At 37.9% G+C, this 25,087-nt stretch carries 24 protein-coding genes; 11 read left to right on the top strand and 13 right to left on the bottom strand.

Annotation, left to right across the window (positions count from 1 at the left end; translation table 11 throughout):
• Positions 1 to 360: 360 nt before the first annotated feature.
• Genes J3U74_RS05055 through trmB form a run of 3 tightly spaced genes read right to left on the bottom strand, consistent with a single transcriptional unit; the run spans position 361 to position 2,972 of the window.
• Positions 361 to 1,527 (bottom strand): histidine-type phosphatase, encoded by a 1,167-nt coding sequence (locus J3U74_RS05055; RefSeq protein WP_267328648.1) that lies wholly within the window; start codon positions 1,525 to 1,527, stop codon positions 361 to 363.
• Entirely contained in the window at positions 1,524 to 2,249 is a 726-nt protein-coding gene (nfsA, locus tag J3U74_RS05050; RefSeq protein WP_267328647.1) for an oxygen-insensitive NADPH nitroreductase, read from the bottom strand. The genes J3U74_RS05055 and nfsA overlap by 4 nt, the downstream gene beginning before the upstream one ends.
• A gap of 18 nt (positions 2,250 to 2,267) precedes the next feature.
• Positions 2,268 to 2,972: a tRNA (guanosine(46)-N7)-methyltransferase TrmB gene (gene trmB, locus J3U74_RS05045; protein ID WP_267328646.1), complete on the bottom strand. Its 705-nt coding sequence runs from the start codon at positions 2,970 to 2,972 to the stop codon at positions 2,268 to 2,270.
• A gap of 270 nt (positions 2,973 to 3,242) precedes the next feature.
• Between trmB and J3U74_RS05040 the strand changes: the two genes are divergently transcribed.
• Both J3U74_RS05040 and pth read left to right on the top strand, forming a co-directional pair.
• The gene (locus tag J3U74_RS05040) at positions 3,243 to 4,190 is read left to right on the top strand and encodes a ribose-phosphate pyrophosphokinase (RefSeq protein ID WP_220218958.1); all 948 of its coding nucleotides are present in this window, start codon (positions 3,243 to 3,245) and stop codon (positions 4,188 to 4,190) included.
• 80 nt (positions 4,191 to 4,270) lie between these two features.
• Positions 4,271 to 4,855, top strand: a complete 585-nt coding sequence (pth, locus tag J3U74_RS05035) for an aminoacyl-tRNA hydrolase (protein WP_324099744.1) — start codon at positions 4,271 to 4,273, stop codon at positions 4,853 to 4,855.
• Between the two features lie 95 nt (positions 4,856 to 4,950).
• Here the strand turns inward: pth and J3U74_RS05030 are convergent, their stop codons facing one another.
• A complete protein-coding gene (locus J3U74_RS05030; RefSeq protein ID WP_220218959.1) occupies positions 4,951 to 5,415 on the bottom strand; it encodes a DUF3597 domain-containing protein in 465 nt (154 codons plus the stop codon).
• A 431-nt stretch (positions 5,416 to 5,846) separates the two neighbouring features.
• On the opposite strand from J3U74_RS05030, the gene J3U74_RS05025 reads away from it, so the two are divergent.
• A complete protein-coding gene (locus J3U74_RS05025) occupies positions 5,847 to 7,124 on the top strand; it encodes an MFS transporter (protein ID WP_267328645.1) in 1,278 nt (425 codons plus the stop codon).
• A 151-nt stretch (positions 7,125 to 7,275) separates the two neighbouring features.
• Here J3U74_RS05025 and uxuA read toward each other — a convergent pair whose 3' ends face one another.
• Together uxuA and J3U74_RS05015 are read right to left on the bottom strand one after the other, a co-directional pair.
• Positions 7,276 to 8,457: a mannonate dehydratase gene (gene uxuA / locus J3U74_RS05020; protein ID WP_267328644.1), complete on the bottom strand. Its 1,182-nt coding sequence runs from the start codon at positions 8,455 to 8,457 to the stop codon at positions 7,276 to 7,278.
• An 80-nt stretch (positions 8,458 to 8,537) separates the two neighbouring features.
• Positions 8,538 to 9,299: a GntR family transcriptional regulator gene (locus tag J3U74_RS05015; RefSeq protein ID WP_220218962.1), complete on the bottom strand. Its 762-nt coding sequence runs from the start codon at positions 9,297 to 9,299 to the stop codon at positions 8,538 to 8,540.
• A 274-nt stretch (positions 9,300 to 9,573) separates the two neighbouring features.
• On the opposite strand from J3U74_RS05015, the gene J3U74_RS05010 reads away from it, so the two are divergent.
• From J3U74_RS05010 to rpmE, 7 genes are all read left to right on the top strand, one after another.
• Positions 9,574 to 11,049, top strand: coding sequence for a mannitol dehydrogenase family protein (locus J3U74_RS05010; protein WP_267328643.1), 1,476 nt, complete (start codon positions 9,574 to 9,576; stop codon positions 11,047 to 11,049).
• 195 nt (positions 11,050 to 11,244) lie between these two features.
• Positions 11,245 to 13,620: a glycoside hydrolase family 31 protein gene (locus tag J3U74_RS05005; protein ID WP_267328642.1), complete on the top strand. Its 2,376-nt coding sequence runs from the start codon at positions 11,245 to 11,247 to the stop codon at positions 13,618 to 13,620.
• A gap of 497 nt (positions 13,621 to 14,117) precedes the next feature.
• Entirely contained in the window at positions 14,118 to 14,558 is a 441-nt protein-coding gene (locus J3U74_RS05000) for a DUF721 domain-containing protein (RefSeq protein ID WP_220218965.1), read from the top strand.
• Positions 14,559 to 14,611: 53 nt separating this feature from the next.
• Positions 14,612 to 15,016 (top strand): YhcB family protein, encoded by a 405-nt coding sequence (locus tag J3U74_RS04995; protein WP_220218966.1) that lies wholly within the window; start codon positions 14,612 to 14,614, stop codon positions 15,014 to 15,016.
• An 82-nt stretch (positions 15,017 to 15,098) separates the two neighbouring features.
• On the top strand, positions 15,099 to 16,472 hold the full coding sequence (locus J3U74_RS04990) for a Do family serine endopeptidase (RefSeq protein WP_220218967.1): 1,374 nt from the start codon (positions 15,099 to 15,101) through the stop codon (positions 16,470 to 16,472).
• Positions 16,473 to 16,587: 115 nt separating this feature from the next.
• Complete coding sequence (gene degS, locus J3U74_RS04985; RefSeq protein ID WP_220218968.1) at positions 16,588 to 17,640, top strand: outer membrane-stress sensor serine endopeptidase DegS; 1,053 nt, start codon at positions 16,588 to 16,590, stop codon at positions 17,638 to 17,640.
• 139 nt (positions 17,641 to 17,779) lie between these two features.
• Positions 17,780 to 17,995, top strand: a complete 216-nt coding sequence (gene rpmE, locus J3U74_RS04980; RefSeq protein WP_065557564.1) for a 50S ribosomal protein L31 — start codon at positions 17,780 to 17,782, stop codon at positions 17,993 to 17,995.
• Between the two features lie 103 nt (positions 17,996 to 18,098).
• Here the strand turns inward: rpmE and metJ are convergent, their stop codons facing one another.
• Positions 18,099 to 18,416 carry a met regulon transcriptional regulator MetJ gene (gene metJ / locus J3U74_RS04975; protein WP_267328641.1) on the bottom strand — a complete coding sequence of 106 codons (318 nt, stop codon included), beginning with the start codon at positions 18,414 to 18,416 and terminating at the stop codon, positions 18,099 to 18,101.
• Between the two features lie 177 nt (positions 18,417 to 18,593).
• On the opposite strand from metJ, the gene metB reads away from it, so the two are divergent.
• The gene (gene metB, locus J3U74_RS04970) at positions 18,594 to 19,760 is read left to right on the top strand and encodes a cystathionine gamma-synthase (protein WP_220218970.1); all 1,167 of its coding nucleotides are present in this window, start codon (positions 18,594 to 18,596) and stop codon (positions 19,758 to 19,760) included.
• 80 nt (positions 19,761 to 19,840) lie between these two features.
• Here metB and citX read toward each other — a convergent pair whose 3' ends face one another.
• Genes citX through J3U74_RS04940 form a run of 6 tightly spaced genes read right to left on the bottom strand, consistent with a single transcriptional unit; the run spans position 19,841 to position 25,062 of the window.
• Positions 19,841 to 20,383 (bottom strand): citrate lyase holo-[acyl-carrier protein] synthase, encoded by a 543-nt coding sequence (citX, locus tag J3U74_RS04965; protein ID WP_267328640.1) that lies wholly within the window; start codon positions 20,381 to 20,383, stop codon positions 19,841 to 19,843.
• 56 nt (positions 20,384 to 20,439) lie between these two features.
• Positions 20,440 to 21,969 (bottom strand): citrate lyase subunit alpha, encoded by a 1,530-nt coding sequence (citF, locus tag J3U74_RS04960; protein WP_220218972.1) that lies wholly within the window; start codon positions 21,967 to 21,969, stop codon positions 20,440 to 20,442.
• 12 nt (positions 21,970 to 21,981) lie between these two features.
• Entirely contained in the window at positions 21,982 to 22,869 is an 888-nt protein-coding gene (citE, locus tag J3U74_RS04955) for a citrate (pro-3S)-lyase subunit beta (protein ID WP_220218973.1), read from the bottom strand.
• Positions 22,866 to 23,156: a citrate lyase acyl carrier protein gene (gene citD / locus J3U74_RS04950; protein WP_220218974.1), complete on the bottom strand. Its 291-nt coding sequence runs from the start codon at positions 23,154 to 23,156 to the stop codon at positions 22,866 to 22,868. Before citD ends, citE begins: the two co-directional genes overlap by 4 nt.
• Before the next feature lie 21 nt (positions 23,157 to 23,177).
• Positions 23,178 to 24,212: a [citrate (pro-3S)-lyase] ligase gene (gene citC / locus J3U74_RS04945; RefSeq protein WP_220218975.1), complete on the bottom strand. Its 1,035-nt coding sequence runs from the start codon at positions 24,210 to 24,212 to the stop codon at positions 23,178 to 23,180.
• A 10-nt stretch (positions 24,213 to 24,222) separates the two neighbouring features.
• Complete coding sequence (locus J3U74_RS04940) at positions 24,223 to 25,062, bottom strand: fumarylacetoacetate hydrolase family protein (RefSeq protein ID WP_220218976.1); 840 nt, start codon at positions 25,060 to 25,062, stop codon at positions 24,223 to 24,225.
• Between the last annotated feature and the right edge of the window lie 25 nt (positions 25,063 to 25,087).

Here is a 25,087-nt window from a genome sequence, read left to right as displayed (position 1 = left end):
TAGATAGGTAAGCAATAGTTATTTGGAATCGATTACATTTATGGTGAGTAAAGGTTTATCCACCAAATATGTTGCACTAATTCAACATCGAAATGACAAAATAGTTTGGTCAATAGAAGGCGGGCGAGTCAGTTTAATCGGAGCGATTTACTGGTCGGATAATTGTCGCTGTTGTTGTTAGTAAGACAAGGTTTAGTGTTTATCCTTTAAACATGATAGCTGTTTTTTGCTAAAACGTAGGGTAAATCTGAAACTTCTTGACAAGTTGGTAGGCGGTATTGGAATAATTTTTCAGGTTTTACGATAAGATAACTTGCTTTGTCATATATTACAGACGCACAAATCATCTTATCGTTACTGTTACTGATTATTGGTGATGTTTATTCGTTTTTCAAACTCTGCCCAAGGGTAATAACCGTCAGCATTTAAATTGGCATTTTTTAATTTCAATTCAAAGTGCGCTGGTGGATTATTGATATCGAGTGCTTGACCGGTATGCAGTTGTTCGAACGTTTGATAGACATATTCCGCTTTGAAATAGTATTGCCCGGTTTGACGATGACAGAAACGTTGAAAAATCACTTTACCGCCAATTGGGGTGGTTTCAAATTGATTCGGCAGACTATAACTTTCAAAATCTAATGCGCCTAATAAAGAAGCGATAGTACTATCATGTCCAACTAGCAAGCTTACTTGATATTGATCATTGGCAACTACCGAATTTATCATTTTAATCAATTTGTTGGCCGCACGGTCAGCTATCGTTTTGGTATGACAGATGAGATTAATGTATTGATTACGAATTTGGGTAATTTGTTGCCATTGTTCAAGACTGTCTATTCTTCCCCATGCGATTTGATCTTTGGGAAATGCGGAATAGTATTGCAGTAAAAATGAGTCAACAGCACAAATACCCACCGCTAAAGCCCCGAGTAGTGCCGGCTCTTGATGTTTTTCAAAATAGAGTGATTGGGGAATATCGGCTAGGGCACATTGATGAGTTGCATATAATTGCGAGTTTTTATAATCCAATATGTCCGATAAAATCTGATAAGCAGGCGCTAAATTTTTAAAAATGTCGTGGGTTTTGTCTTCCAGTTCAATATCGTTTAACACCGCTTGCTTAAATTCGGGCGAATTATCTTCTAAAGCTGGATCAAAGATAGGATCCATTTTTTCAATCGGGTATTTGTGATTGATTGTAATGTCATGACCAGCATAGGCACCCATAATTAAAAATTGGGCTGTTGCGACTGTTCTTTGCAAACTGTTGGCATAAACAAATAATTGCGGATTTTCTGGCGAAAATGAGATATTTTGTTGCTCAAGCCATTGTGATAGATAGTGACCAAAGTAGGTTTCGAGTGCGCCTCCGCGTGTGGTTAAATATCCATAAGGGTGATCCCATTTGGGCCATGTGAAAGATGTTGCTTGATCAAGAAACTCAAGCGTATTTTGCAAAGGTGTACGAATACCATGACGGCTTAAAATTACAACTTTGTCCAATTGGTAGTGATTGTTCCTCATTTTCTTATCCAGCCTTGTCTATGTAAATAATCTAAAATAAAATCTCGTTGTCCTTTAACGATTGTCTCAGCAATTTTGTCACTCCAGCCACCGCCTTTTTGGTTAGTATCACGATGCCCATAATAATCGTGCATCTGTTTATCATACTGTGTTAATAATGCACGGTCGATCGGTTGATAGCTATTTTCAAAAAAGATTAATTGTTTCGGTAATCTTGGTTTAATTTGTGGATCTTGCGCCGGATATCCCAGACATAGCCCAAACAGGGGCAGGACGTATTTAGGCAGTTCAAGTAATGCCGTGACTTTATCAATATTATTGCGTAAGCCACCGATATAAACCGTACCTAAACCTAAAGACTCAGCTGCAATAACGGCATTTTGTGCCATAAGTGCCGTGTCTATACAACCAACTAACAGTTGTTCGGCTTTTTCAAGGGGTATGCTGGGATCTATCTGAAAATGCCGGTTAAAGTCGGCACAAAAGACCCAAAATTCCGGCGCTTGAGTAACATAACTTTGATCACCAGCGTAGTGGGCGAGTTGTTTACGTTTATCGACATCGGTAATGCGGATAATTGTTCCGCACTGGAGAAAATTAGAACTGGAAGCCGATTGTGCAGCGCTAACAATTGCTGTGATTTGTGCTTGGGTCAAGGCTGTCGCTTGATAAGCACGGATTGAGCGATGATGACAAATTGTCTTTATTGTTTCGTTTTGCATAATGGCTCCTTAAGGTTACTATTTTCGGATAAATTGCAGATCCCACACGCCATGACCTAAATTTTGACCGCGTTTTTCAAATTTGGTAATCGGTCTATCTTCAGGTCTTGGTACATAGTCATTCGTCGGTGATAGGTTGGTAAATGCGTCGGCATTACTCAGCACTTCTAGCATATGTTCAGCATAATGCTGCCAATCGGTGGCTAAATGTAAAATGCCGCCAGATTTTAATTTTTGACTAATTAGATTAACAAATTCAGGCTGAATGATACGGCGTTTATTGTGCCTTGCTTTATGCCATGGATCGGGGAAAAATATTTGTACTTTATCCAGTGAGTTATCCGGAATCATATTTTCTAACACTTCCACTGCATCATGACACATCACTTTTAAGTTAGATAATTGATTGTCTTCAATTGCCATTAAACACGCACCCACTCCCGGTTTGTGCACTTCAATCCCTAAAAAATTTTTATTTGGTGCCGCTTTAGCCATTTCAACTAATGAAGCGCCCATTCCAAATCCGATTTCTAAAACTGTAGGTTGCGAGTGATTAAACTCAATGTTGGTGCCACTTTGGTAGTCAATGCCAAAAATTGGCCATAAATGGGTCAAAGCGTGCTCTTGCCCTTTGGTTAAACGACCTTGTCGTAGTACAAAGCTACGAATCGTTCTTTTAGGTTTGATTTGTTGATTATCAGTGGTGTTTATTTGTTCATTCATTAGGTTATCTACTTGTGTTTTAAAATTGATTGAAGTCAACGATTAATGATTCTCAGCAATTATTTTACTCGATTTTATCTTTACTTCACAAAATATATTATCGTTTGATTTTTCAATTTATTACGATTGTTGATAAAAAAAATTTTGATAAAATTTGATAAATTTTTATAATCTGGTTGAGCAAAATCTGTAAATGATTATATAATTATCACTCCGATTCAACCGATTACGATTTTTAAGTAATCATAATAACATGCTTGAGGTTTTCTCGTGCCTGATATGAAGCTTTTTGCTGGTAATGCCACACCCGAACTAGCAAAACGTATAGCTAATCGTCTTTACACATCTTTGGGTGATATTGTTGTAGGTCGTTTTAGCGATGGTGAAGTAAATGTCCAAATTAATGAAAATGTCCGTGGTGAAGACGTTTTTATTATCCAATCAACTTGTGCCCCTACTAATGATAATTTAATGGAATTACTGGTTATGATCGATGCAATGCGTCGGGCATCTGCTGGTCGTATTACTGCGGTTATTCCTTATTTTGGTTATGCAAGACAAGATCGTCGAGTGCGTTCTGCGCGGGTACCAATTACCGCTAAAGTTGTTGCTGACTTTTTATCTACAGTCGGTGTTGACCGTGTATTAACCGTTGATCTTCATGCTGAACAAATTCAAGGCTTTTTTGATGTTCCGGTGGATAACGTTTTCGGTAGCCCGGTTATTTTAGAAGATATGTTACAACGTGATTTTGAACGTCCGATTGTGGTATCTCCTGATATTGGTGGTGTGGTTCGAGCACGAGCAATTGCCAAACTGTTAAATGATACTGATATGGCTATCATCGATAAACGTCGCCAACGAGCTAATGAAGCTGAAGTGATGAACATTATTGGTGATGTTGCAGATAGAGATTGTATCTTAGTTGATGACATGATCGATACTGCCGGAACACTTTGCAAAGCCGCTGATGCCTTGAAAGCCAGAGGTGCTAAACGAGTTTTTGCTTATGCAACTCATCCAATTTTTTCTGGCAAAGCCGTTAGCAATATTAAAAGCTCGGCGATTGATGAAATAGTTGTTTGTGACACAATCCCATTAACTGCCGAAGTGAAGGCGTTAAAAAATGTCCGTCAATTAACATTATCAGGTATGCTTGCTGAAGCTATTCGTCGTATTAGTAACGAAGAATCAATTTCAGCAATGTTTCATCAATAACCTATTTTTAAATATTGATTCAAATGCCCCTTTATGGGGCATTTTTACAGATAAATTCTCATATACAGTTAATAGCAATCATGACAACGATAAAACTTATTGTAGGATTGGCCAATCCGGGAAATGAATACGCAGCAACTCGCCATAACGCTGGTGCATGGTATGTCGATCAATTAGCGGATCGATACAATCAACCATTAAAAAGCGAGCCAAAATTTTTTGGTTATACTTCACGTATTAATATTCAAGGGCATGATGTGCGCTTACTGGTACCAACCACTTTTATGAATTTAAGTGGGAAAGCTGTGCAAGCAATGGCTAACTTTTATCAGATAAAGCCAGAAGAAATTTTAGTTGCCCATGATGAACTTGACCTTAACCCCGGTGTGGCTAAATTAAAATTTGGTGGTAGTCATGGTGGGCATAATGGTTTAAAAGATATTGCCAATAAACTTGGCAATAACTTAAATTTTTATCGGCTCAGAATTGGGATCGGTCATCCCGGCGATAAAAATAAGGTGGTTGGTTTTGTATTAAATCAGCCGTCAAAACCGGAGCAAGAATTGATTGATAAAGCGATTGATGAAGCAGTTCGTTGCACTGATATCCTCTTATCTGACGGGGTTGAAAGTGCTATGAATCGGTTACATTCATTCAAAGCATAACTGAGCAATTTCGCTTAAGTCAATTCGACTGACAACAAACTTTTAATCCACCCTTATCACCTAGGTGGATTAAAAATTTGCTAATAATATTAGAACTAAGAAAATAGGTGTGTGACATTTCCGCCTTTTTCGGCAATTTTTTTCATCACTTCTTTAATAAGCCACATATTCATCGCAGCAGTATCATCAGTACTACCGGTATAGTTAAGCTCTTTAGCTAATTTTTTTCGTGCATCTAAACTATTATCAATGCCTAATAGTTTTAGTAGATCAACAATTGACGTTTTCCAATTAAGTTTTTCAGGAAACTTTTTCGCTAAATTATCCAAAATAGACATCACATCTACATTAGATATTGGTGCATTATTAGCGGAATTAGATTGATCTTGATTCTGATTTTGGTTTGCATTGGTTTGATTTTGATCTGAATGTGGTGAAAATATATCTTTCACTGAATTGGTTACTTTTCCGACTTGATCTTTAACCGCATCTGTTGCATTACCTACTGTGGCTTGTGCGCTTGGAAAGATTTTAGAAAAAATGTTATTTAAGATACCCACGTTACACCCCCTTAAGTTTAAACTGATTTATTAAAAAACGGCTAAACGATACAGATGTACAAAAAATATCCTTTCTAGTATAACGTTTAATCACTAAGAATGTCAAAACCGGAATAAAGTTCACCTCTTTTTATTTGTTTTTAAAATCAGGCTACCAATTAAGTATGGGTTTTATTTACTCTATATATCACCTTTTCAAATAGCATTTCTTATATCGATTTGAATATATTATATTTATTTTATTGATAATTAAATTGCTATTTTAAATCGACTGATTTGTTATACCAATATAGTATAAACTGTGATCACTTTCACAATTATGATCTAATTTGGAATACTGCAACCAAAATTAATTGTAATATTTGGTTTACCAATTTGAGGGGTTAATCAAATTTATGTTTTAGAGAATTAATTTACAATTAGAGGTTACTATGAATGCCATATTTAAATCAAAGGGTTATATCCGTTGGCTAATGATCATTTTATTTGCAACGGGTGTTATCCTTAACTATGTTGACCGCAACGCTTTGGGTATTATGGCGCAAGAAATTATCAATGATTTGCAAATCACACCTAAAGAGTACTCCTATATTACCGGCGCCTTTCAATTGGCTTACACTATCTTTCAACCGATTGTGGGTTGGTTTGTTGATGTCATTGGTTTGCGTGTCGGCTTTGCTATCATGGTCATCATATGGTCATTAATGTGCATGTTACACGCGGGCGCAGGCGCTTGGATTCACTTAGCCATTTTACGTTTTGTTATGGGGGGCGCCGAATCAGTTGTTGCGCCGGCTAATGCTAAAGTGATTAGTTCATGGTTTCCTAAAAAAGAGCGTGCGATTGCCAATGGCTGGAGTATGGTAGGCTTTTCGTTAGGTGCGATGATTGCACCGCCGTTAATTTATTTTATTCATCAATTTGGTGGCTGGCAGTTGGCGTTTTTAATTCCGGGCTCGATTGGTATTATATGGGCTGGGATTTGGCTCTACTTTTTTAGTGAACCAGCAAAAAGCCGTTTTGTTACTGATGCTGAAAGAAAATACATTCTGTCTGATCAAGATATCGGTCAAGCACAGCAAGATAAAAATGTTTGGCATGCTATTAAACAGGTTGTCACGCAAAAGAAATTTTATGGCATTGCCATACCGGCGTTTTTAGCTGAGCCGGCTTGGGCAGCGGTTAACTTTTGGGTGCCATTTTACTTATTATCAGAGCGTGGAATGCAATTAAAAGAAATGGCGATGTTTGTTTGGATCCCATTTTTAGCTGCCGATTTTGGCGGGTTATCTTCCGGTTATTTTTCTCGTATGCTCGATAAATATTTCGGTTTGTCTCGAATTAATGCTGCCTGCATCACCTATCTTGGCGCTGCTTTTTTCATGCTTTCAATGGTTTTTGCCTCTTTAGCCGAAAGTCCTTATTTAGCCATAGCGTTAATTGCAATAGGCGCATGGGGACACCAAATGTTATCAGCGATGTTGACCATTCAAGTTATTGAGAATTTTGACGGAAAAGAAGTATCTACCGTAAATGGTTTACGGGGTAGTTCGGCTTGGATTGCCAGTTTCTTATTTACCATTATCGTTGGGCAATTTGTTGAAAAAATTGGATTTAAGCCATTCTTTATTACGATGGGGTTTTTAGATATTATCGGGGCGATAATCATGTGCGCTTTACTATTTCAGCGTAAACCTAAAGGGAATTAAGGTTATTGTTTGTTAACTGGTAAAGTTAGAAAAACTGTTTTTAATAGCGTGCATGTCACGCTATTTTTAGATAAGTTTAAAATAAAAAGTGCATCTAATCAGCAAAGAAAATGCCCATATTCATGGGCATTTTCAATTGGATTGGGATGATTTAGCTAAAAAAAGCACGCTTTATGGCGTATTCTACGCCACGAATTTCAGCTAATCCTCTTAAGCGTCCAATGCCGGAATAACCCGGATTGGTTTTTTTCTTAAGGTCATCTAACATTTGGTGACCATGATCGGGGCGAACAGGAATCGGGCGTTTAATGCCTGCTTGTTTGCGTCGCTCCTCTTCAGTAACAAGTGCTTTGATAACCGCATACATATCCACATCACCGGCTAAATGGTCACCTTCGTGGAACGATAACGGGTTATCTTCACGTACGGTTGCACGTAAATGGATAAAGTGGATACGGTCAGCAAACTTTTCTGCCATGGTGGCTAAATCGTTATCGCTGCGCACGCCATAAGAGCCGGTACAGAAACAAAAACCGTTGTGAATGCTATCGACGGTATCTTTTATCCATTGCATATCTTCAATGGTTGAAACAATACGGGGTAGACCTAAAATGGGGCGAGGAGGATCATCGGGATGAACAGTTAATACTACGCCAACTTCTTGCGCTACCGGCACAATCGCTTTTAAAAAATAAGCATAATTTTCACGCAGTTTTTGTTTATCAATACCATCATAAGTGGCAAGGTGGGCACGGAACTGATCAAGTGAATACCCTTCTTCGGCGCCCGGTAAGCCGGCAATAATATTGGCAACTAATTTATCTTTATCCGCTTGGGTCATTTGTTCAAAATAGTTATTGGCGGCAATGACGTCTTGCGCTGAGTAATCCTGCTCGGCGTTAGGGCGCTTTAATAGATGAATATCAAACGCCGCAAAAGCGATTTGGTCAAAACGCAGCGCTTTTGAACCGTCTGGCAATTGGTAAGCAAGGTCAGTACGGGTCCAGTCTAAAACCGGCATAAAATTGTAACAAACAGTATCAATGCCGCATGCGGCTAAGTTGCGAATTGATTGTTGATAATTTGCGATGTGCTTAGCAACGTCACCTGAGTGGGTTTTAATCTCTTCATGTACAGGAATACTTTCGACTACAGACCAAATTAAGCCTTTTTCTTCAATGAGTTTTTTCCGTTTTTCGATCTCCTCAACTGTCCATACCTCACCATTTGGAATATGGTGCAAAGCTGTCACAATTCCTGTTGCTCCAGCTTGTCTGATATCGTCTAGTGATACGGGGTCATTTGGGCCAAACCAACGCATTGTTTGTTCCATATAAAATCTCCTCAATGATTTTTATTTTTTCAAATTTTCCTCAGTGAAAGAAACCGAAAACAATGCGCATTTTATATTATCTATTGGTTAACAATTGTCACCGGTATAGAGTCAAATAAATAACCATCAAAATTAGGATCTTCACTATCAGAAACAGTCATTAATGTTTGTTTAACATTTTCCAAATGTTGCCACATCGCATGGCGAGCAGCCATGGCATCTTTTACCTGTAAGGCTTGCAGAATTTTTTCATGATCATAAAGCCATTTTTTGCGATAACTATGATCAGTGATTCGGCTATGTAACTGGTCCCACATTTTACTGGCGTAACGTTTTTGCCATAGATCATTCAATAAGCCTTCAAGTATTGAGTTTTTGGTCGCTTTAGCTATGGCTATATGGAACATTTCATCAGCACTGTAATCATCTAAAATGCCTTGTTCTAATATTTTTCTTTCTTGTTCGAGTATCGCTCGAAGTTCGACAATATCTGACTTGACTATTTGTGAAGCAGCAAAAGCAGCAATATTGCTTTCAATTAATTGTCTGGCTTGCAACAATTCAAACGGGCCATAATCTTCTTCTTCCAGTTTTTTATCTTTTTCTGATAATTCATCATCCGGTAAACCAATTACATACACGCCAGAACCTTTTTTAACGGTCACTAAATTTTCCAGTTCAAGCATAATGAGCGCTTCGCGGACAACTGTTCGACTAACATTGAATGTTTCAGCAATATCTCGTTCAGGCGGTAATCGGTCACCAATTTTATAAGTGCCGCTTTTTAATAATGATTTAAGCTCATTACCAATTTCCCGATATAGCCGATTAACCGTTAGCATTAATTATTATCCTCATTCTAATCTCTTGTTTAATGAAAATAATTATACGCTACTTATCTGCTTTTTAGCCAATAATAATACATTACCGTTTATCGATTAATTGGAATACCAATATGACGTTGTATTATAGATGTTTTGCGACTTCTCCCTATAAAATAAACCAAAAAATGTGATTTTAATCACAAAAAATAAAAAATAGAGATGAAAAATTTATTAACAAGTGAAAATATGTCTAACCAATAAAGTCATTAACCTGTTAAGTGCGGTAAGCAAAATGTTAAATCTAAGCAATCTTCCTCAATCAATCGAACATAAACCTTTATACAACCGGCAAGATATGGTCGCCCGTATTGTTCATTTAGGCTTTGGTGCCTTTCATCGTGCGCATCAGGCGCTATTGACTGATCGGTTATTGAATAAAGGTGCTAGCGATTGGGGAATTTGTGAAGTCAACATTGTGGGGGGCGAAGCGCTTATCAATGATATTCGTCAGCAAGACCATTTATATACCGTACTTGAAAAAGGCGCCACATCAAAACAGGCTTTTATTATTGGCAGCGTCAAAGAATCACTGCTAGCGCCTATTGACGGGATCGAGGCAATTTTACAAAAAATGGCAGATCCTACCGTTGAGATTGTCTCTTTAACCGTGACCGAAAAAGGTTACTGTATGCTACCCGGTGGGGTGGGGCTTGATTTAAATAATCCTTTAATTAAAGCCGATTTAGCTAATCCCTCACAACCTTGTTCGGCACCGGGTGTGATTGTTGAAGCGTTGTATCGAAGGATGCAACGAGGGGTTTCATCCTTCACCGCCATGTCTTGTGACAACATGCCGGAAAATGGTTTAGTGCTTAAAAAAGCCATATTGGGTTTAGCCAATGCGCGCGATCCTAGTTTAGCTAAATGGATTGAAAACAACACCACTTTTCCATGCACTATGGTTGATCGCATCGTGCCTGCTGCTACGCTTGATACATTAAATGAGATTCAAGATAGCCTAGGTGGCATGTTTGACCCTTGCGGTATTGCCTGTGAGCCATTTATACAATGGGTTATAGAAGACAATTTTGTGACGAATCGACCCAATTGGGATGAAGTTGGCGCCGAATTTGTTGATGATGTTGTGCCGTATGAAGAGATGAAACTTAGAATGTTAAACGGTAGCCACTCTTTTCTGGCTTATTTGGGGTATTTAGCCGGTTATGAGCATATCAATGATTGTATGAATGATGCCAACTACAAAAATGCCACGTTAAATCTCATGATGCAACAACAAGCGCCAACGCTTCATGTTCCAGATCATGTCGATTTAACCCAATATGCCAACAAACTGATTGAGAGATTCAGCAATCCAGCCCTTAAACATCGAACTTGGCAAATTGCGATGGATGGCACACAAAAATTACCGCAACGTATGCTTGATTCCATTCGTTGGCATATTGAGCATAATTCTGATTTTTCATTACTTGCATTAGGTGTGGCGGGTTGGATGCGTTATGTGGGCGCAATAGATGATAATCATCATAAAATTGAAGTTTGTGATCCCATGTTAGAACAAATAGCGGCATTAGTCGGCGCAAGTAAAGACGGGGTTGAACGGGTCGAGGCGTTACTTAGCTTAAAAGCGGTATTTAATACCGATCTACCAAATAACCCTTTATTTAAACAAAAAGTGACTGAACATTATCTGACTTTAATGCAAAAAGGCGCTAAACAGACGATTAAAGAGCTTGCAATTGCGTTTTAGTTCTAACAGCTTGTCACTAAACGTGTTTTGACAATGCATGATTGGCAAAAAGTGACCACTATTTTTCGCCACTGTAAAATATAACTAGAATAAAAATAATCTAGATAATAGAGATGATATATAGGAAAGATATTTGATTTCGGTAGGCCGTGACTAAATATTTTGCCAAAGTAGATACTGATTTTGAGGTTATCGATGAAAACATTAAAAAAATGGAAGTTTAAACAGCAACAACATAATTGCATTGAGCTATTAATTGATGATAAATACCATTTTTGCTTATACGTGTTGGAACAAAAACTGTTTCGAGTGTTAATCAAACGTCATGATAGTTTATCATTAGACCGAACGTGGAGTATCGCACCAAATAAAGATGTACCGCTAGAAGGGCGTGATAGATTAAGTACTGAGGGATTTTCTTTACCTCATTACCAATTAACTCAAAATGATAACCAACTAATTGTCAGTACCGAACAATTACGCGTTACCGTAAATCAACCACTTTCGCTTACTTGGGAGTACAAAGATCAAGAAGGGCAATGGCAACTGTTGGTCGAGGATCGAAGTACCAGCGCTTACTTAATTAATCCACATGGTGATGGTATTGCGCATTATCAGCGCAGATATCAAGATGAACACTACTACGGATTGGGTGATAAAGCCGGTGATCTGAATCGTGCCGGCCGGCGATTTGAGATGCGAAACCTTGATGCTATGGGATACAATGCCAAACATACCGATCCGCTATATAAACATATTCCTTTTACTATCACGCATCGTAATAATGTCAGTTTTGGACTGTTTTACGATAATTTAAGCAGTTGTTGGATCGATCTGGGTACTGAGCATGATAACTATCATCTTCCTTATCGTCGTTATCAGGCTGAAGCGGGCGATATTGATTACTACTTCTTTGTCGGCCCTAAAATTATTGATGTGACCAAATCATTTGTCCAATTGACCGGCAAAACCTTTTTTGGCCCTAAATGGAGTTTAGGTTACAGTGGCTCTACCATGTTTTATACCGATGCCCCCGATGCCCAACAACAGATGCAACATTTTATTGATTTATGTAAAGAACATGGTATTGCCTGTGATTCATTTCAATTATCTTCCGGTTATACCTCTATCAATGGCAAGCGGTATGTATTTAATTGGAACTACGATAAGTTCCCCGATCCTAAAGCTTTTACCCAATCTTATCATGAAGCTGGGCTAAAAATAGCGGCGAATATTAAGCCGTGCCTGTTACAAGATCATCCCAAATATCAGCAAGTGGCTGAACAAGGTCTTTTTATTAAAGATTCGGAAAGTGATGATCCGGAACGTTCTATGTTTTGGGATGATGAAGGGTCGCATTTAGATATGACCAATCCAAAAACCTATAATTGGTGGAAGCAAAACGTCACAACACAACTTCTTGAAATGGGCATTGATGCTACATGGAATGATAATAATGAATTTGAAGTATGGGATAATCAGGCTCGTTGTCATGGTTTTGGAAAAGAAATTGCCATTAAGCATATTCGCCCGGTGATGCCATTACTAATGTGCCGTGCGTCGCTCGAAGCGCAACAAAGTTTTAATCCAAATATTCGTCCTTATTTAATTTCTCGTTCTGGCTGCGCCGGTATTCAACGTTATGTTCAAACCTGGTCTGGCGATAATCGAACCAGCTGGCAAACCCTTAAATACAATATTCGAATGGGATTAGGGATGAGTTTGTCCGGTCTTTATAATGTGGGGCATGATGTTGGCGGCTTTTCGGGCGATAAACCGGAGCCAGAGCTTTTTGTCCGTTGGGTACAAAATGGGATTATGCATCCTCGTTTTACCATTCATTCGTGGAATGATGATCATACCGTCAATGAACCATGGATGTATCCCCATGTCACGCCAATTATTCGTCAAATGATATGTCTTCGTTATCAATTATTGCCGTATTTTTACAACTTGCTCTGGCAAGCGCATTGCAATGATGAACCGATGTTAAGACCGACCTTTTTAGACCATGAGCATGATAAGAATACCTTTGCTGAAACTGATGATTTTATGATTGGTCAATATTTGCTTGTGGCTAATGTGGTAGAGCCGAATCAACGTGAGCGAGAGGTTTATCTACCTGATAATCAAACGGGTTGGTACTGTTTTTATACTCATCAATGGTTTGCCGGTAAACAATCCATTACATTACCTGCTCCATTGGAGTCTTTTCCGTTATTAGTTAAAGCCGGATCAATTATTCCGACATCTAATCGTATGGCTTATGTTGATCATAAACTGGATGAATATCGGGAATTTAACGTTTTTCCTGCTAAAGGTGTAAATGCAACAAGCGGTAGCTTTTTCGAAGATGATGGTGAAAGTTATGCTTATCAAGGCGGCAAAGGGCTGTGGATTGAATGGCAATTAAATTCAACTAATGAAAGGATTGATCTGCATTTGCAAGCTAAAGGTGAATATCAACCAGCCTGGCAAGAACTCGTTATCAGCTTGCCAAAAGGTGAAACGAGAGCGCTTTATATCAACAATCAACCTGCGCATAAAGTTCAGCTAAAAGCTATAAAATAGTTAGCTTCCTAGATATTTTACAGCGCAATATTTTTTGTGCTGTAAAATATTTTTTGTCGTCTTTTTCTGTTTATCAAGCTTCATTATCGAACGATATTAAAACCAATATAATGCTATTCACTTCCAGCAGTTTTATATCATATTATGGCTAATTTGTTGCAATAACGCATTGTTTTAGACTATTTATCAGAGAAAATAGGGCGCTTAGCTATTTATCAGTTGATAAGGATAGTTATCGGTAATAACCAATAGCTTATTGGCAAATATTAATCTTTATCTGTCTTTTTTCTGTGATTGATTAAGCCCTATTGGGGCGGTCAATGTTAAAATCACAATAAATTCATAATAAATTGTAAATAGCACTTTTAAACAGGACAATTAAAAATAAATAGGGTAAATTATTCTCAATTAAGTCGTACATTTTTTTGCAATAATAAGTTTATTAATTTTTTTAGAAGTAAGGGTAAACATCAATCATGCGATGCAATGAACCGCAAATGTTAACGTCTATTTTATCTGAAGGTACTTTACTCTCTCAGATCAAAGAACGCACATTTGCATTAGGTAAATTGGCTCAAGTTATCGATGAATTACTTCCTTCATTATTTAAGCAACATTATCGAATAGCTAATTACCGTCAAGGTGTGCTGGTACTTGAGGTGAGTTCAGCAAGTTGGTTAACTCGACTTAAATATGAACAAAGTAATTTATTATCCGGCATCCGTAGTAAGATTTTACCGTCTTTATCATCAATTCAATACAAGATTAATCCGGATATTTGTTCTGAAACATCACCTGTAATTGAGTGCTCGAAAAAAAATCATAGCAAAACAAGTACATTGACAGTAGCAAGTGCAACTTATTTGTATGCTATCGCTGAGAAGGCACCAGATAAGCTAAAAAAACAATTGATTAAACTTGCTAACCATGCAAAATAATTTAAAAAAATAGACTTTATAACTAAATAACGCGAAGATACAAGGAGTGCAATATGGACAAAGATATGATGACATACTTAGCCATTGGTTTGGTGATTGGCTTTGTTATCGGTATAATTTTCATGAACGTTATTAGTCCGAAAGGGCGTAAATATGCCAAAGCAAAACGAGAATTAGAACAAACTCAAGAAGAGCTTGCCACTCAAAAACAGATGATCGTCAAACACTTTTCCCACAGTGCTGAAATTTTAGATAACATGGCAAAAGAGTTCCGTCGCCTTTATCAACACATGGCGGAGAATTCCGGTAAATTTATCTCAAGTGAAGATATGCCTAAAATAGAACTCGATACCCAAAATGATTCAAATATTCATAACGAGTTAACCTTAGAAAAACAACCAAAAGACTATTCGGATAACCCTTCGGGTCTATTCAAAGCTGACGATATCAAATCCTAGGTAATAAAATCCTTTTTGCCAGAGCAATCTGGCAATATATATAACAATAAGTACTATTTTTTTAAGATGAGAGAGCTTTACAATGAATGATTCTTTACTAAAACCAAAAAAATTATTAAGTATAATTGCATTAAGCTTAGGGATAGGATTAGCAGCATTACCAAATGCTTATGCTAATTTACCTCCATTATCAAATAGTGATAATAGCCAATTACCGACATTAGCACCGATGTTAGAAACGGTGTTACCTTCAGTTGTCAGTATTAAGGTTGAAGGTACAGCTGAAATGCAAACTAATATGCCGGAAGAGTTCAGACGATTTTTTGGCTATCCTGATAGTCAATCAAGATCATTCACAGGTCAAGGCTCGGGCGTCATTATTGATGCTGAGAAAGGGTATGTGGTAACAAATAACCATGTTATTGATAATGCTGATGAAATCACCGTAATATTAAATGACGGCCGTGAATATAAAGCAAAACTCATTGGTAAAGATCCGCAAAGTGATATCGCTTTATTGAAAATAGATGATGCCAAAAAATTAGTTGCTATAAAATTAGCTGACTCAGACAAATTAAGAGTGGGTGATTATGCTGTTGCTATCGGTAATCCTTTTGGTATTGGTCAAACAGTTACTTCGGGGATTATTTCTGCGTTAGCACGTAGTGGATTGAATATGAATGGTTTTGAAAACTTTATTCAAACTGACGCATCAATCAATCGGGGTAATTCTGGTGGAGCATTAGTCAACTTAAATGGTGAATTAGTTGGGATCAATACTGCAATCATTGCACCGGGCGGTGGTAACGTGGGTATTGGCTTTGCCATTCCTAGTAATATGGTTAGAAGTTTATCTTCTCAATTAATTGAATATGGTGAAGTTAAACGTGGTGTATTAGGCATAAAAGGTAATGAATTGACCTCTGATATTGCTAAAGCATTTGATCTTGAAGTTCAAAAAGGTGCCTTTGTTAGTGAAGTCATTGATGATTCAGCGGCAAAAGAGGCTGGTATCAAATCAGGTGACGTTATCATTTCAATGGACGGTAAACCAGTTGATAGTTTTGCTGAGTTACGTGCCAAAATTGCCACTACCGGCGCCGGACGTACGGTGAAATTAGGACTGATTCGTGACGGTAAAGAAATGTCGGTTGATGTGAAATTGAAACAAAGCGATGAGTCTACAACTGAAGCCAAATCACTTCACCCAGCGCTTGACGGAGCGGTTTTCACTAATGGGGAAGTTAAGGGTCGTAAAGGCGTTATCATCGAAAGTATCGCCAAAAACTCTCCGGCATCGCGCTTAAGTTTAAAAGAAGGTGATCTCATTTTTGGCGTGAATAAAGAGCGTGTGAATAATATTGCTGACTTACGTAAAATTATTGACAGCAAACCTTCTGCAATTGCGTTAAACATAGTACGAGGCGACAGCCAACTTTATCTCATCTTACGCTAACTTAACCTGTTGGCTTAATTTCGTCGATGCTATGCATCGACGAAAACATCAATGTTATCCCGCTGTTAGATATGATAGAATCATATCAACCTTCATCATTTTCATAGTGATAATTATGCTCAAAAAGATTTTATGGCCAACATTGATTGGTTCAGTATTAGCGATAGTCTTACTTATTATCTTTCCTTCTTTAAGAAATGGGACACATTCAAGCTTTCCGCGTAATATTTTTTATGATGATCTAATGAGCTATTCTGATGCAGTTAAAATTGCAGCGCCGGCGGTGGTGAATATTTATAGTCGCTCAATTAACAAGGTTCCTCATCAATCTGAAGACAGCCCAATCACCCCTTTAGGTTCCGGTGTGATTATGAGTGATCTTGGATACATAGTGACTAATTATCATGTTGTTGACGGCGCAGAACAAATTATTGTTGCCCTGCAAGACGGTAGAATATTTGAAGCCTTGTCAGTTGGCTCAGATAAGTTAGTTGATATTGCAGTGTTAAAAATTGACGCAACGAATATACCAACCATTCCGATTAACCCTAATAGAGATCCAAAAATTGGCGATGTCGTATTGGCTATCGGCAATCCCTATAATATCGGGCAAACAATAACACAAGGTATTATAAGTGCAACCGGACGAGACGGCTTAAGCCCATATAGGCGGCAAAACTTTATCCAGACAGATGCTTCCATTAATCACGGTAATTCAGGAGGAGCACTGGTAAACTCAAAAGGTGAATTAGTTGGCATTAACACACTCACTTTTGCCAAAAATGTCGGAACAGATGTGCCGGAAGGTATTGGTTTTGCAATTCCAACCGCATTAGCGGTCAAAATAATGAATAAATTGATTCAAGATGGCAAAGTGATTCGTGGCTACATCGGAATCGACGGCTTAGAATTTGCACCAACTCAAAATCCAAGCGATCAACCGATTGTGTTAGGCATCTTAGTGACTAATGCCGAGGGCCCTTCATTGCAGGCTGGTGTTGAGCCGAATGATATTTTAATCATGGTGGATAATAAACCGGTAAAATCAATTGTTGGCACAATGGATCAGATTGCAGAGTTGAAACCGGGCACAATCGTCCCCATAATGGTATTGCGAAATGGAGAAAAGATTGAACTGCAAGTCACTATTGGTCAATTGCCAGTTTAATCACGCTTTTATTACTTGATTATCTCCTATAGAGGACGTATAATTCGCAACCTTATCATGTTTTTTAACACTCGTATGGTGTATAGATTTTGCTTACAGCCATTTATATAGCGATACGAATAAACTTTAGAGGCTTATTATGAAAGAAGGTATCCATCCAGAATATACTGCAATCACAGCGACTTGTTCATGTGGTAATGTAATCAAAACTCATTCAACTATTGGTCATGATATTCATCTTGACGTATGTGGTGAGTGCCACCCGTTCTATACTGGTAAACAACGTGATGTTGCAACTGGTGGACGTGTTGATAAATTCAAACAACGTTTTGCAATGGTTGGTGGAAAGAAATAATTTTTCCATATTGCAATTGGCAGTAATAAAAACTGCAATAAAAAAGGCGCTATCTATGCGCCTTTTTGCTTTTATGGAAAAGTATAAAATTATTTAGCCATTACTATTCATCGATAAGATCGGGATCAATACCTAAATTTCGCATCATCGTTTGAGCTTGCTGTGGTATACCGTCTTCACGATCTTTTTGTAAGTCTTCATCACAAGGTAAAGGCTGTCCGGTATAAGCATGTAAAAATGCTTCACATAATAATTCACTATTTGTTGCATGACGTAAATTATTAACTTGCCGTCTTGTTCGTTCGTCAGTTAAAATTTTTAATACTTTTAACGGAATTGATACTGTGATTTTCTTCACTTGCTCGCTTTTTTTGCCATGTTCAGCATAAGGGCTTATATACTCGCCGTTCCATTCCATCATATCTCTCACCAAATCACATCACAAATAATGTGGGTAATTTTAACTTTTTTTTTAGGTTGCCGCAATCTATACACCAAGATATTTAGACGTCTAGACATGTTGACGTCTTTGTTAATTGTGCTATTCTTATACAACTGATATTATTCGACAAATAAAGTTTTACATAGGGATGTTATTATGGCTAGTCAATCTAAAAAATTAAGCCAAAGCACGATTGCTGTTCGTGGTGGGCTAAATACAGATGATCAATACGGTAGTGTCGTTCCTGTCATTACCCCTTCAACATGTTATCGCTATCAGGAGTTTGCACAACCAAGAGAATTTGATTATGCCCGCAAATCCAATCCTAGCCGGCGACTAGTCGAACAAACCGTTGCTCAATTAGAAGGTGGCGCAGATGCAATTTTAACTAACTGCGGCATGTCAGCAATTCATCTCGTTAGTGTGGCTTTATTAACACCTAATGATCTGGTCGTTGCTCCACATGATTGCTACGGTGGGAGTTATCGTTTATTCAATAGTCTGAGTGAACGAGGTCATTTTAAAGCAAAATTTGTTGATCAATCTGATCCGGTTGCATTAAAAGAGGCACTAAGCTTACGGCCAAAATTGGTCTTGATTGAATCGCCAAGTAATCCTTTATTGCGAGTTGTCGATATTCAAGAAATCACTCGACAAGCTCATGAAGTGGGAGCAATTGTTTTAGTCGATAATACGTTTATGACGCCTGTATTACAAAATCCAATAGCATTAGGCGCTGACATTGTGACTCACTCTTGTACTAAATTTTTAAATGGTCACTCCGATTTATTAGCCGGTATTTTAGTTTTTAAAGATCAACAACTGGCAACCGATGTACTTTGGTGGGCAAATAATATTGGTACCCTCACTTCATCATTTGATAGCTATCTTTTATTACGTGGGTTAAGAACGCTATCGGCACGGGTAAGGCTACAACAAGACAGTGCACAAAAGGTTGTTGAGTTTTTAGTTAATCACCCTAAAATAGCCAAAGTATTTCATCCTTCACTACCAACCAATCTTGGTCACGATATCGCTAAAAAACAGCAAAAAGGCTTCGGCTCTCTATTAAGTTTTGAATTAGTCGGCGATGCTGATGTCATGCCAAAATTTTTAAAAGCACTGAATATCTTCACTTTAGCGCAATCATTAGGCGGCGTTGAAAGTCTGGTCTGTCATCCGGCAACAATGACCCACTCAGGAATAAGTGCGCAGGCACGTAAAACGGCCGGGATTTCAGATCAGTTATTACGTATTTCTGTAGGGCTGGAAGATGTTAATGATTTGATTGCGGATTTAGATCAAGCCTTAGCAACGATTTAAGTCATCGTTAATTATCGAGATTGGTGAGAGTTTACGGTACTTTCATCAATCTTCTTTAATATCTAAGAATGATAATTTTGTTATTGGCTTTTTAGGTAATCTTTTAATTTGTTTTCGATAACAGCAAAAATTTCATCGAGACTATGTTTTTTCGAGCGACTGCAATTTTTAGCATTATCTTGACAAATCAGACACTGTCTTGATTGTTCATCAAATACTGTTCTGGAAATACTGTGTTGGGTAATTGGGTCAATCACATCAATATCCCATAATCGACCTAATGGGTGATGATTTTCAATATCAATACAGAGTTGTTTTAGTTCATCTGCTTGATATTTTGCACTAATTATTGCTTCGCTACCGGTATTAGCATGAAAATATTGCTCATTACTGATAACGATACTTTTGCTGGCTAATGAGGATTTAATTGCCTTTATTGCTTCTTGAAATAATAAATTTGTACCACTACTTTTTTTAATGGGGCCGGGGATGACCAAACTTAAGCAAATAAGCGGATGATTAAACTGCTCTAAAGCCGCTTGTTGGTGTTTTACCCGCTGCTCTTTAGCAAATAACATTTGCTCAAGGGTAACAGGGATACCGTCATCAAATTTAATTATCATAGTATCTATCAAAAATAAGAGCATGGCATATTATCTGCCATGCTACTAATTGTTAATTAGTCTTTAACTTGACGAACAACATCAATGATTGAACCGTCACGATAATGAACAATACCAACGATTTTATCGTTAAATTCGATTGGTTTTGGTTCACCGGTTAACGATACCGCACGTTGATAAAGCTCTTCAATCGTCATGACCGGTAAATTAGCTGCTTTTAAGCGCTCAGCAATTTCCGGGCGAGCTGGGTTAACAGCGATACCATGGTCGGTAACAAGAACATCAACGCTTTCACCTGGTGTAACAACGGTTGTCACATTTTTAATTACTGTCGGGATACGGCTACGAATTAATGGCGCAACGATAATTGTTAAATTTGCACCAACTGCTGTATCACAGTGACCACCAGAGGCACCACGCATAACACCGTCAGAGCCGGTTAATACATTAACGTTAAAGTTAAGGTCAATTTCTAACGCACTTAAGATCACAATATCTAATTCATCAACGCTAGCCCCTTTCGATGCAGGGTTGGCGTAAACGTTGGTTGATACTTCGATGTGGTCTTTATTTTTACCTAAAGATTGTCCGGCTGCGCCGTCAAAGCTTTGGGTATCTAGTAAACGTTTAACTAAACCTTTTTCATGTAGATCAACGATGCTTGCTGTGATACCACCTAAAGCAAATGATGCGGTGATATTTTTAGCACGCATACGATTTTCTAAAAATCGAGTAGCTGCCGTTGATGATGCGCCGGAACCGGTTTGGATTGAGAATCCGTCTTCAAAATAACCTGAATGTTCAATTACATCGGCGGCATAACGGGCAATCATTAATTCACGTGGGTTACTGGTAATACGAGCAGCACCGACACTGATTTTAGTTGGATCGCCCACTTCATCAACTTTAACAATATAGTCAACTTGATCTTGGCGAATACTTGCTGGATTATTCGGGTAAGCGACGATATCTTCAGTCAGTAATACCACTTTTTTGGCAAATTGTGCATCAACCATAGCATAACCTAGCGCACCACATTGAGATTTACCCGATACGCCATTTGCGTTACCTTGTTCATCGGCAGTTGAAACCGCTAAAAATGCGATATCAATATTAATTTCGCCACTTTGAATCAGTTTAACACGGCCACCATGGGAGTGAATATGTACCGGGTTTTCCATTAAACCATGTGAAATAGCATCAGCTAACTTGCCACGTAAACCGGAGGTGTAGATTTTAGTAATAACGCCCGATTCAATATGTGGAATCAATGCAGAGTTACAGCTTAATAGTGAGCTTGAAGCAAGTGTTAAGTTTTTGATACCTAATTTGCTGATCGTTTCAACCACTTTATTGATAACTTTATCGCCTTCACGAAACGCATGGTGGAATGAAATTGTCATACCATCACGTAATTCACATTTATGAATTGCTTGTTCGATAGAATCACACAATTTACGTGTATATTTAGACTCATCTTTTAAGTAAGGTGTGGTTGCAGTTGCATCAACAAATGGTGTGATATTTTTAAGATCGGGATGCTGTTTTAGCAAATCGTCAATTTTTTTGTCTATAGAAGTTGTCATTTTTCAATCCTATCAAATTTCTTTACGTACACCGGAATATTTGGCTAGCTCGATGATTTTTCTTGCACGATCAATAATCGGTGCATCAATCATTTTGCCATTTAAAGAAACAACACCTAGCCCTTTTCTTTCGCCTTCTTCTGCTGCTTCAACCACTTTATGGGCGTTTTCAACTTCCGCTGCGGTTGGCGCATAAGCATTATGTAGCAGGTCAATTTGTCTAGGATTAATTAATGATTTACCGTTATAACCCAATTTTTTGATTAAACTTACTTCTTTTAAGAAGCCTTCATCATCATTAACATTAGAGTAGACAACATCAAAGGCATCAATACCGGCAACCCGTGCTGCATGTAATACTGCACAGCGAGCATAAAATAGCTCAGTACCGTCACCACGTTCAGTTTGCATATCAACTAAATAGTCAAATGCCGCAAGCGCAATACCAATTAGACGAGGTGATGATTTTGCAATTGAAACAGCGTTAACAACCGCAACAGCTGATTCGATTGCTGCCATAAGTTTGGTGCTACCGACTTCACGTCCGCACTCTTTTTCAATTCTTTCAACGTGCGCTTCTAATTCGTGAATATCTTCAGCTGAGTTGGTCATTGGTAAACGAACAACGTCAACACCAGCTCTAACTACAGCTTCTAAATCTTTTAAACCAAATGGAGTATTAAGTGCATTAATACGAACAACAGTTTCAATACCGTGCTCTTTATAGACTGGTAGGCGTAAAGTTTGTGCTACTAATAAACGTGCTGAATCTTTTTCTTTAATTGAAACGGCATCTTCAAGATCAAACATGATTGAATCGGGTTTATAAACAAAAGATGTCGATAACATCGCAGCGTTTGCGCCCGGAAGAAACAACATACTTCGACGTAATTTTTTCATAGTAATTTACTCCAATCTAAGTTCTCTTCTTCTGCACCGCGTAATACTGCACATTGCACTCTAGCTTTGATCGCACAATCGAGGGCACCTTTGTCATCGATAATAATTAAACCATCTGTTACGCCTAATGCGCTTAAGGTTTGATCGACAACAGCACGAATTTGATCGCCAAATTGTTTGTTAACATCACTGTTAATAACAACCTCGATTCCAGTGTTAGGCATGACTTTTACTAACAAATCGCTCGATTCGAGAGTTCCTGCCATGGCTTCTTTTTGTATTTTCATTTTGTTACCTTTAGAAACGAATTAAATTTTCAAATTATCCAAATGGGTAGAAAGATAATTCCATGTAGTTGCGGGTACTAACTTTTTCACCTCATCATAATTTTTCAACGATAGTAATTTTCGAACTAATGATGCTGAAATGATGTCTTCGCCTTCAATCTTGCGTTCAACTTCAACCACGGTTACCGTTGGAGAGTTGCTAACTGTTGCATCTTCAAGCCAATGGCACATCGCTTGATTATAAGCTTTAGTCACTTCGCTATAAGGCTCAGTGCCCACATAACGATGAGTAATATTCAAAGCGGGTGCTATATAGTTTCGGAAAATTAATAAATCGATGCCCATATAGGCATAATCGATTTTAGTTTTATCTTTTAAAAAATAGGTTGGGAACGTTGCTCTTGAAATAATATAGGATGAACTTGCATGTACCGTCACATTTTTGATGTGGGCAGAACCGTCTTTTACAAGCTGTAAACGGGTTTCGAATGAAAAGATCGATGCATCTTCATTGACCACAAAAACATGTAACCAATCACATTGGCTTGCTGCATATTCGATTAAATATTGATGCCCTTTGGTAAAAGGGTTGGCATTCATCACAATACTACCAATTTTAGAGCCAGAAACCGACTGCTCATGTAATTTTTTACAATACTGTTTAATACCAACAGGGGTATTTTCCATTAACACAACCAGATCTGATATCTCAACAATGGGATAAAAACCACATCCTCTAAAGAAATCTTTATTTTCAGGTTTGGTGTATAAAAACAGATGAAAATAACCCTGCTCGTTGGCATATTTAATGGTGTGATCCATTAAAGTAAGATTAAGTTGATTACCTCGATAATCAGAATCAATTGCAACACATTTAATAATATTACGATCAATTCCGGCACAAGCGATGATGTTGTTATCGATTCTCGCTACCATAAATAAAGTAACTTGCGAATCAATATCCAGATCAGAACGAGAAAGTAACTGTTTAATAGCTTGATAATCCTGCGCTGAATCAGCGATATTAACAACACTATAATCAACTAAATCGTACATACATTTACCTTTATTCTGCAACAACAAAGTTAGTCAGACGCCCAATATGGGTGATCTCAACTTCGATAACATCACCATCTTTCATAAATACTGGTGGATTACGTTTTTTACCCACCCCGCCAGGAGAACCGGTCAAAATGACATCACCCGGTGATAATTTAGTAAAAGTACTGATATAAGAAATTAATTCCGGTACGGTGTGAATTAAATTGCTAATTGAATCGTGTTGCATTTCTTGACCATTTAAATACGTGGTTAACGATAATGCTTTCGGATCCGGTATTTCATCGGTTGTAGTTAAACATGGACCAAATGCGCCGGTGCTTGGCCAGTTTTTACCTGCGGTAAACCAAGTATATTGCCAGTCACGTACTGAACCGTCCATGTAACAGCTGTAGCCAGCAACATGAGATAGTGCATCTTCTTGTTTGATGCGGAATCCTGCTTTACCAATTACAATGGCCAATTCGCCTTCGTAATCAAGTTCGTTAGTAATAGCGGGTTTGATAATATTTGTTTTATGTCCAGTTTGTGAATCAGGGAAACGGACAAACAGTGTAGGTGCTGAGCTGGTTTCATTAAATTCTGCTCGCTTTTCCGCATAATTCATGCCTACACATAAAATTTTATTTGGATTAGGAATTACAGGTAAATAGGTAATATCTTGTTCATCTATGTCACTTGGGGCATTAAGGTAAGTTTTGGCATTTGCTAAACCCGCTTCATCGGCAAGCAATGATTTTAAGTCGACATATTTGTCACCTAATTTGTTTTTTAAATCAATAATGCCGTTCTCAGTGAGAATACCAAAACTTGATTTGCCAGAGACCAGATAACTGACAAGCTTCATGAATACTCCTTAAAAGCTATTTAAG

The organism is Gilliamella sp. B3892 (assembly GCF_026536305.1).
Taxonomy (GTDB): domain Bacteria; phylum Pseudomonadota; class Gammaproteobacteria; order Enterobacterales; family Orbaceae; genus Gilliamella.
Note: the sequence above shows the minus strand (reverse complement) of the source record. Positions and strands in the feature narration are given on the sequence as shown.

Coding starts and splice junctions, on each gene's coding strand:
- J3U74_RS05055 (WP_267328648.1), bottom strand. CDS start 1,527: ATGAGGAACAATCACTACCAATTGGACAAAGTTGTAATTTTAAGCCGT.
- nfsA (WP_267328647.1), bottom strand. CDS start 2,249: ATGCAAAACGAAACAATAAAGACAATTTGTCATCATCGCTCAATCCGT.
- trmB (WP_267328646.1), bottom strand. CDS start 2,972: ATGAATGAACAAATAAACACCACTGATAATCAACAAATCAAACCTAAA.
- pth (WP_324099744.1), top strand. CDS start 4,271: ATGACAACGATAAAACTTATTGTAGGATTGGCCAATCCGGGAAATGAA.
- J3U74_RS05025 (WP_267328645.1), top strand. CDS start 5,847: ATGAATGCCATATTTAAATCAAAGGGTTATATCCGTTGGCTAATGATC.
- uxuA (WP_267328644.1), bottom strand. CDS start 8,457: ATGGAACAAACAATGCGTTGGTTTGGCCCAAATGACCCCGTATCACTA.
- J3U74_RS05015 (WP_220218962.1), bottom strand. CDS start 9,299: ATGCTAACGGTTAATCGGCTATATCGGGAAATTGGTAATGAGCTTAAA.
- J3U74_RS05010 (WP_267328643.1), top strand. CDS start 9,574: ATGTTAAATCTAAGCAATCTTCCTCAATCAATCGAACATAAACCTTTA.
- J3U74_RS05005 (WP_267328642.1), top strand. CDS start 11,245: ATGAAAACATTAAAAAAATGGAAGTTTAAACAGCAACAACATAATTGC.
- J3U74_RS05000 (WP_220218965.1), top strand. CDS start 14,118: ATGTTAACGTCTATTTTATCTGAAGGTACTTTACTCTCTCAGATCAAA.
- J3U74_RS04995 (WP_220218966.1), top strand. CDS start 14,612: ATGGACAAAGATATGATGACATACTTAGCCATTGGTTTGGTGATTGGC.
- J3U74_RS04990 (WP_220218967.1), top strand. CDS start 15,099: ATGAATGATTCTTTACTAAAACCAAAAAAATTATTAAGTATAATTGCA.
- degS (WP_220218968.1), top strand. CDS start 16,588: ATGCTCAAAAAGATTTTATGGCCAACATTGATTGGTTCAGTATTAGCG.
- rpmE (WP_065557564.1), top strand. CDS start 17,780: ATGAAAGAAGGTATCCATCCAGAATATACTGCAATCACAGCGACTTGT.
- metJ (WP_267328641.1), bottom strand. CDS start 18,416: ATGATGGAATGGAACGGCGAGTATATAAGCCCTTATGCTGAACATGGC.
- metB (WP_220218970.1), top strand. CDS start 18,594: ATGGCTAGTCAATCTAAAAAATTAAGCCAAAGCACGATTGCTGTTCGT.
- citX (WP_267328640.1), bottom strand. CDS start 20,383: ATGATAATTAAATTTGATGACGGTATCCCTGTTACCCTTGAGCAAATG.
- citF (WP_220218972.1), bottom strand. CDS start 21,969: ATGACAACTTCTATAGACAAAAAAATTGACGATTTGCTAAAACAGCAT.
- citE (WP_220218973.1), bottom strand. CDS start 22,869: ATGAAAAAATTACGTCGAAGTATGTTGTTTCTTCCGGGCGCAAACGCT.
- citD (WP_220218974.1), bottom strand. CDS start 23,156: ATGAAAATACAAAAAGAAGCCATGGCAGGAACTCTCGAATCGAGCGAT.
- citC (WP_220218975.1), bottom strand. CDS start 24,212: ATGTACGATTTAGTTGATTATAGTGTTGTTAATATCGCTGATTCAGCG.
- J3U74_RS04940 (WP_220218976.1), bottom strand. CDS start 25,062: ATGAAGCTTGTCAGTTATCTGGTCTCTGGCAAATCAAGTTTTGGTATT.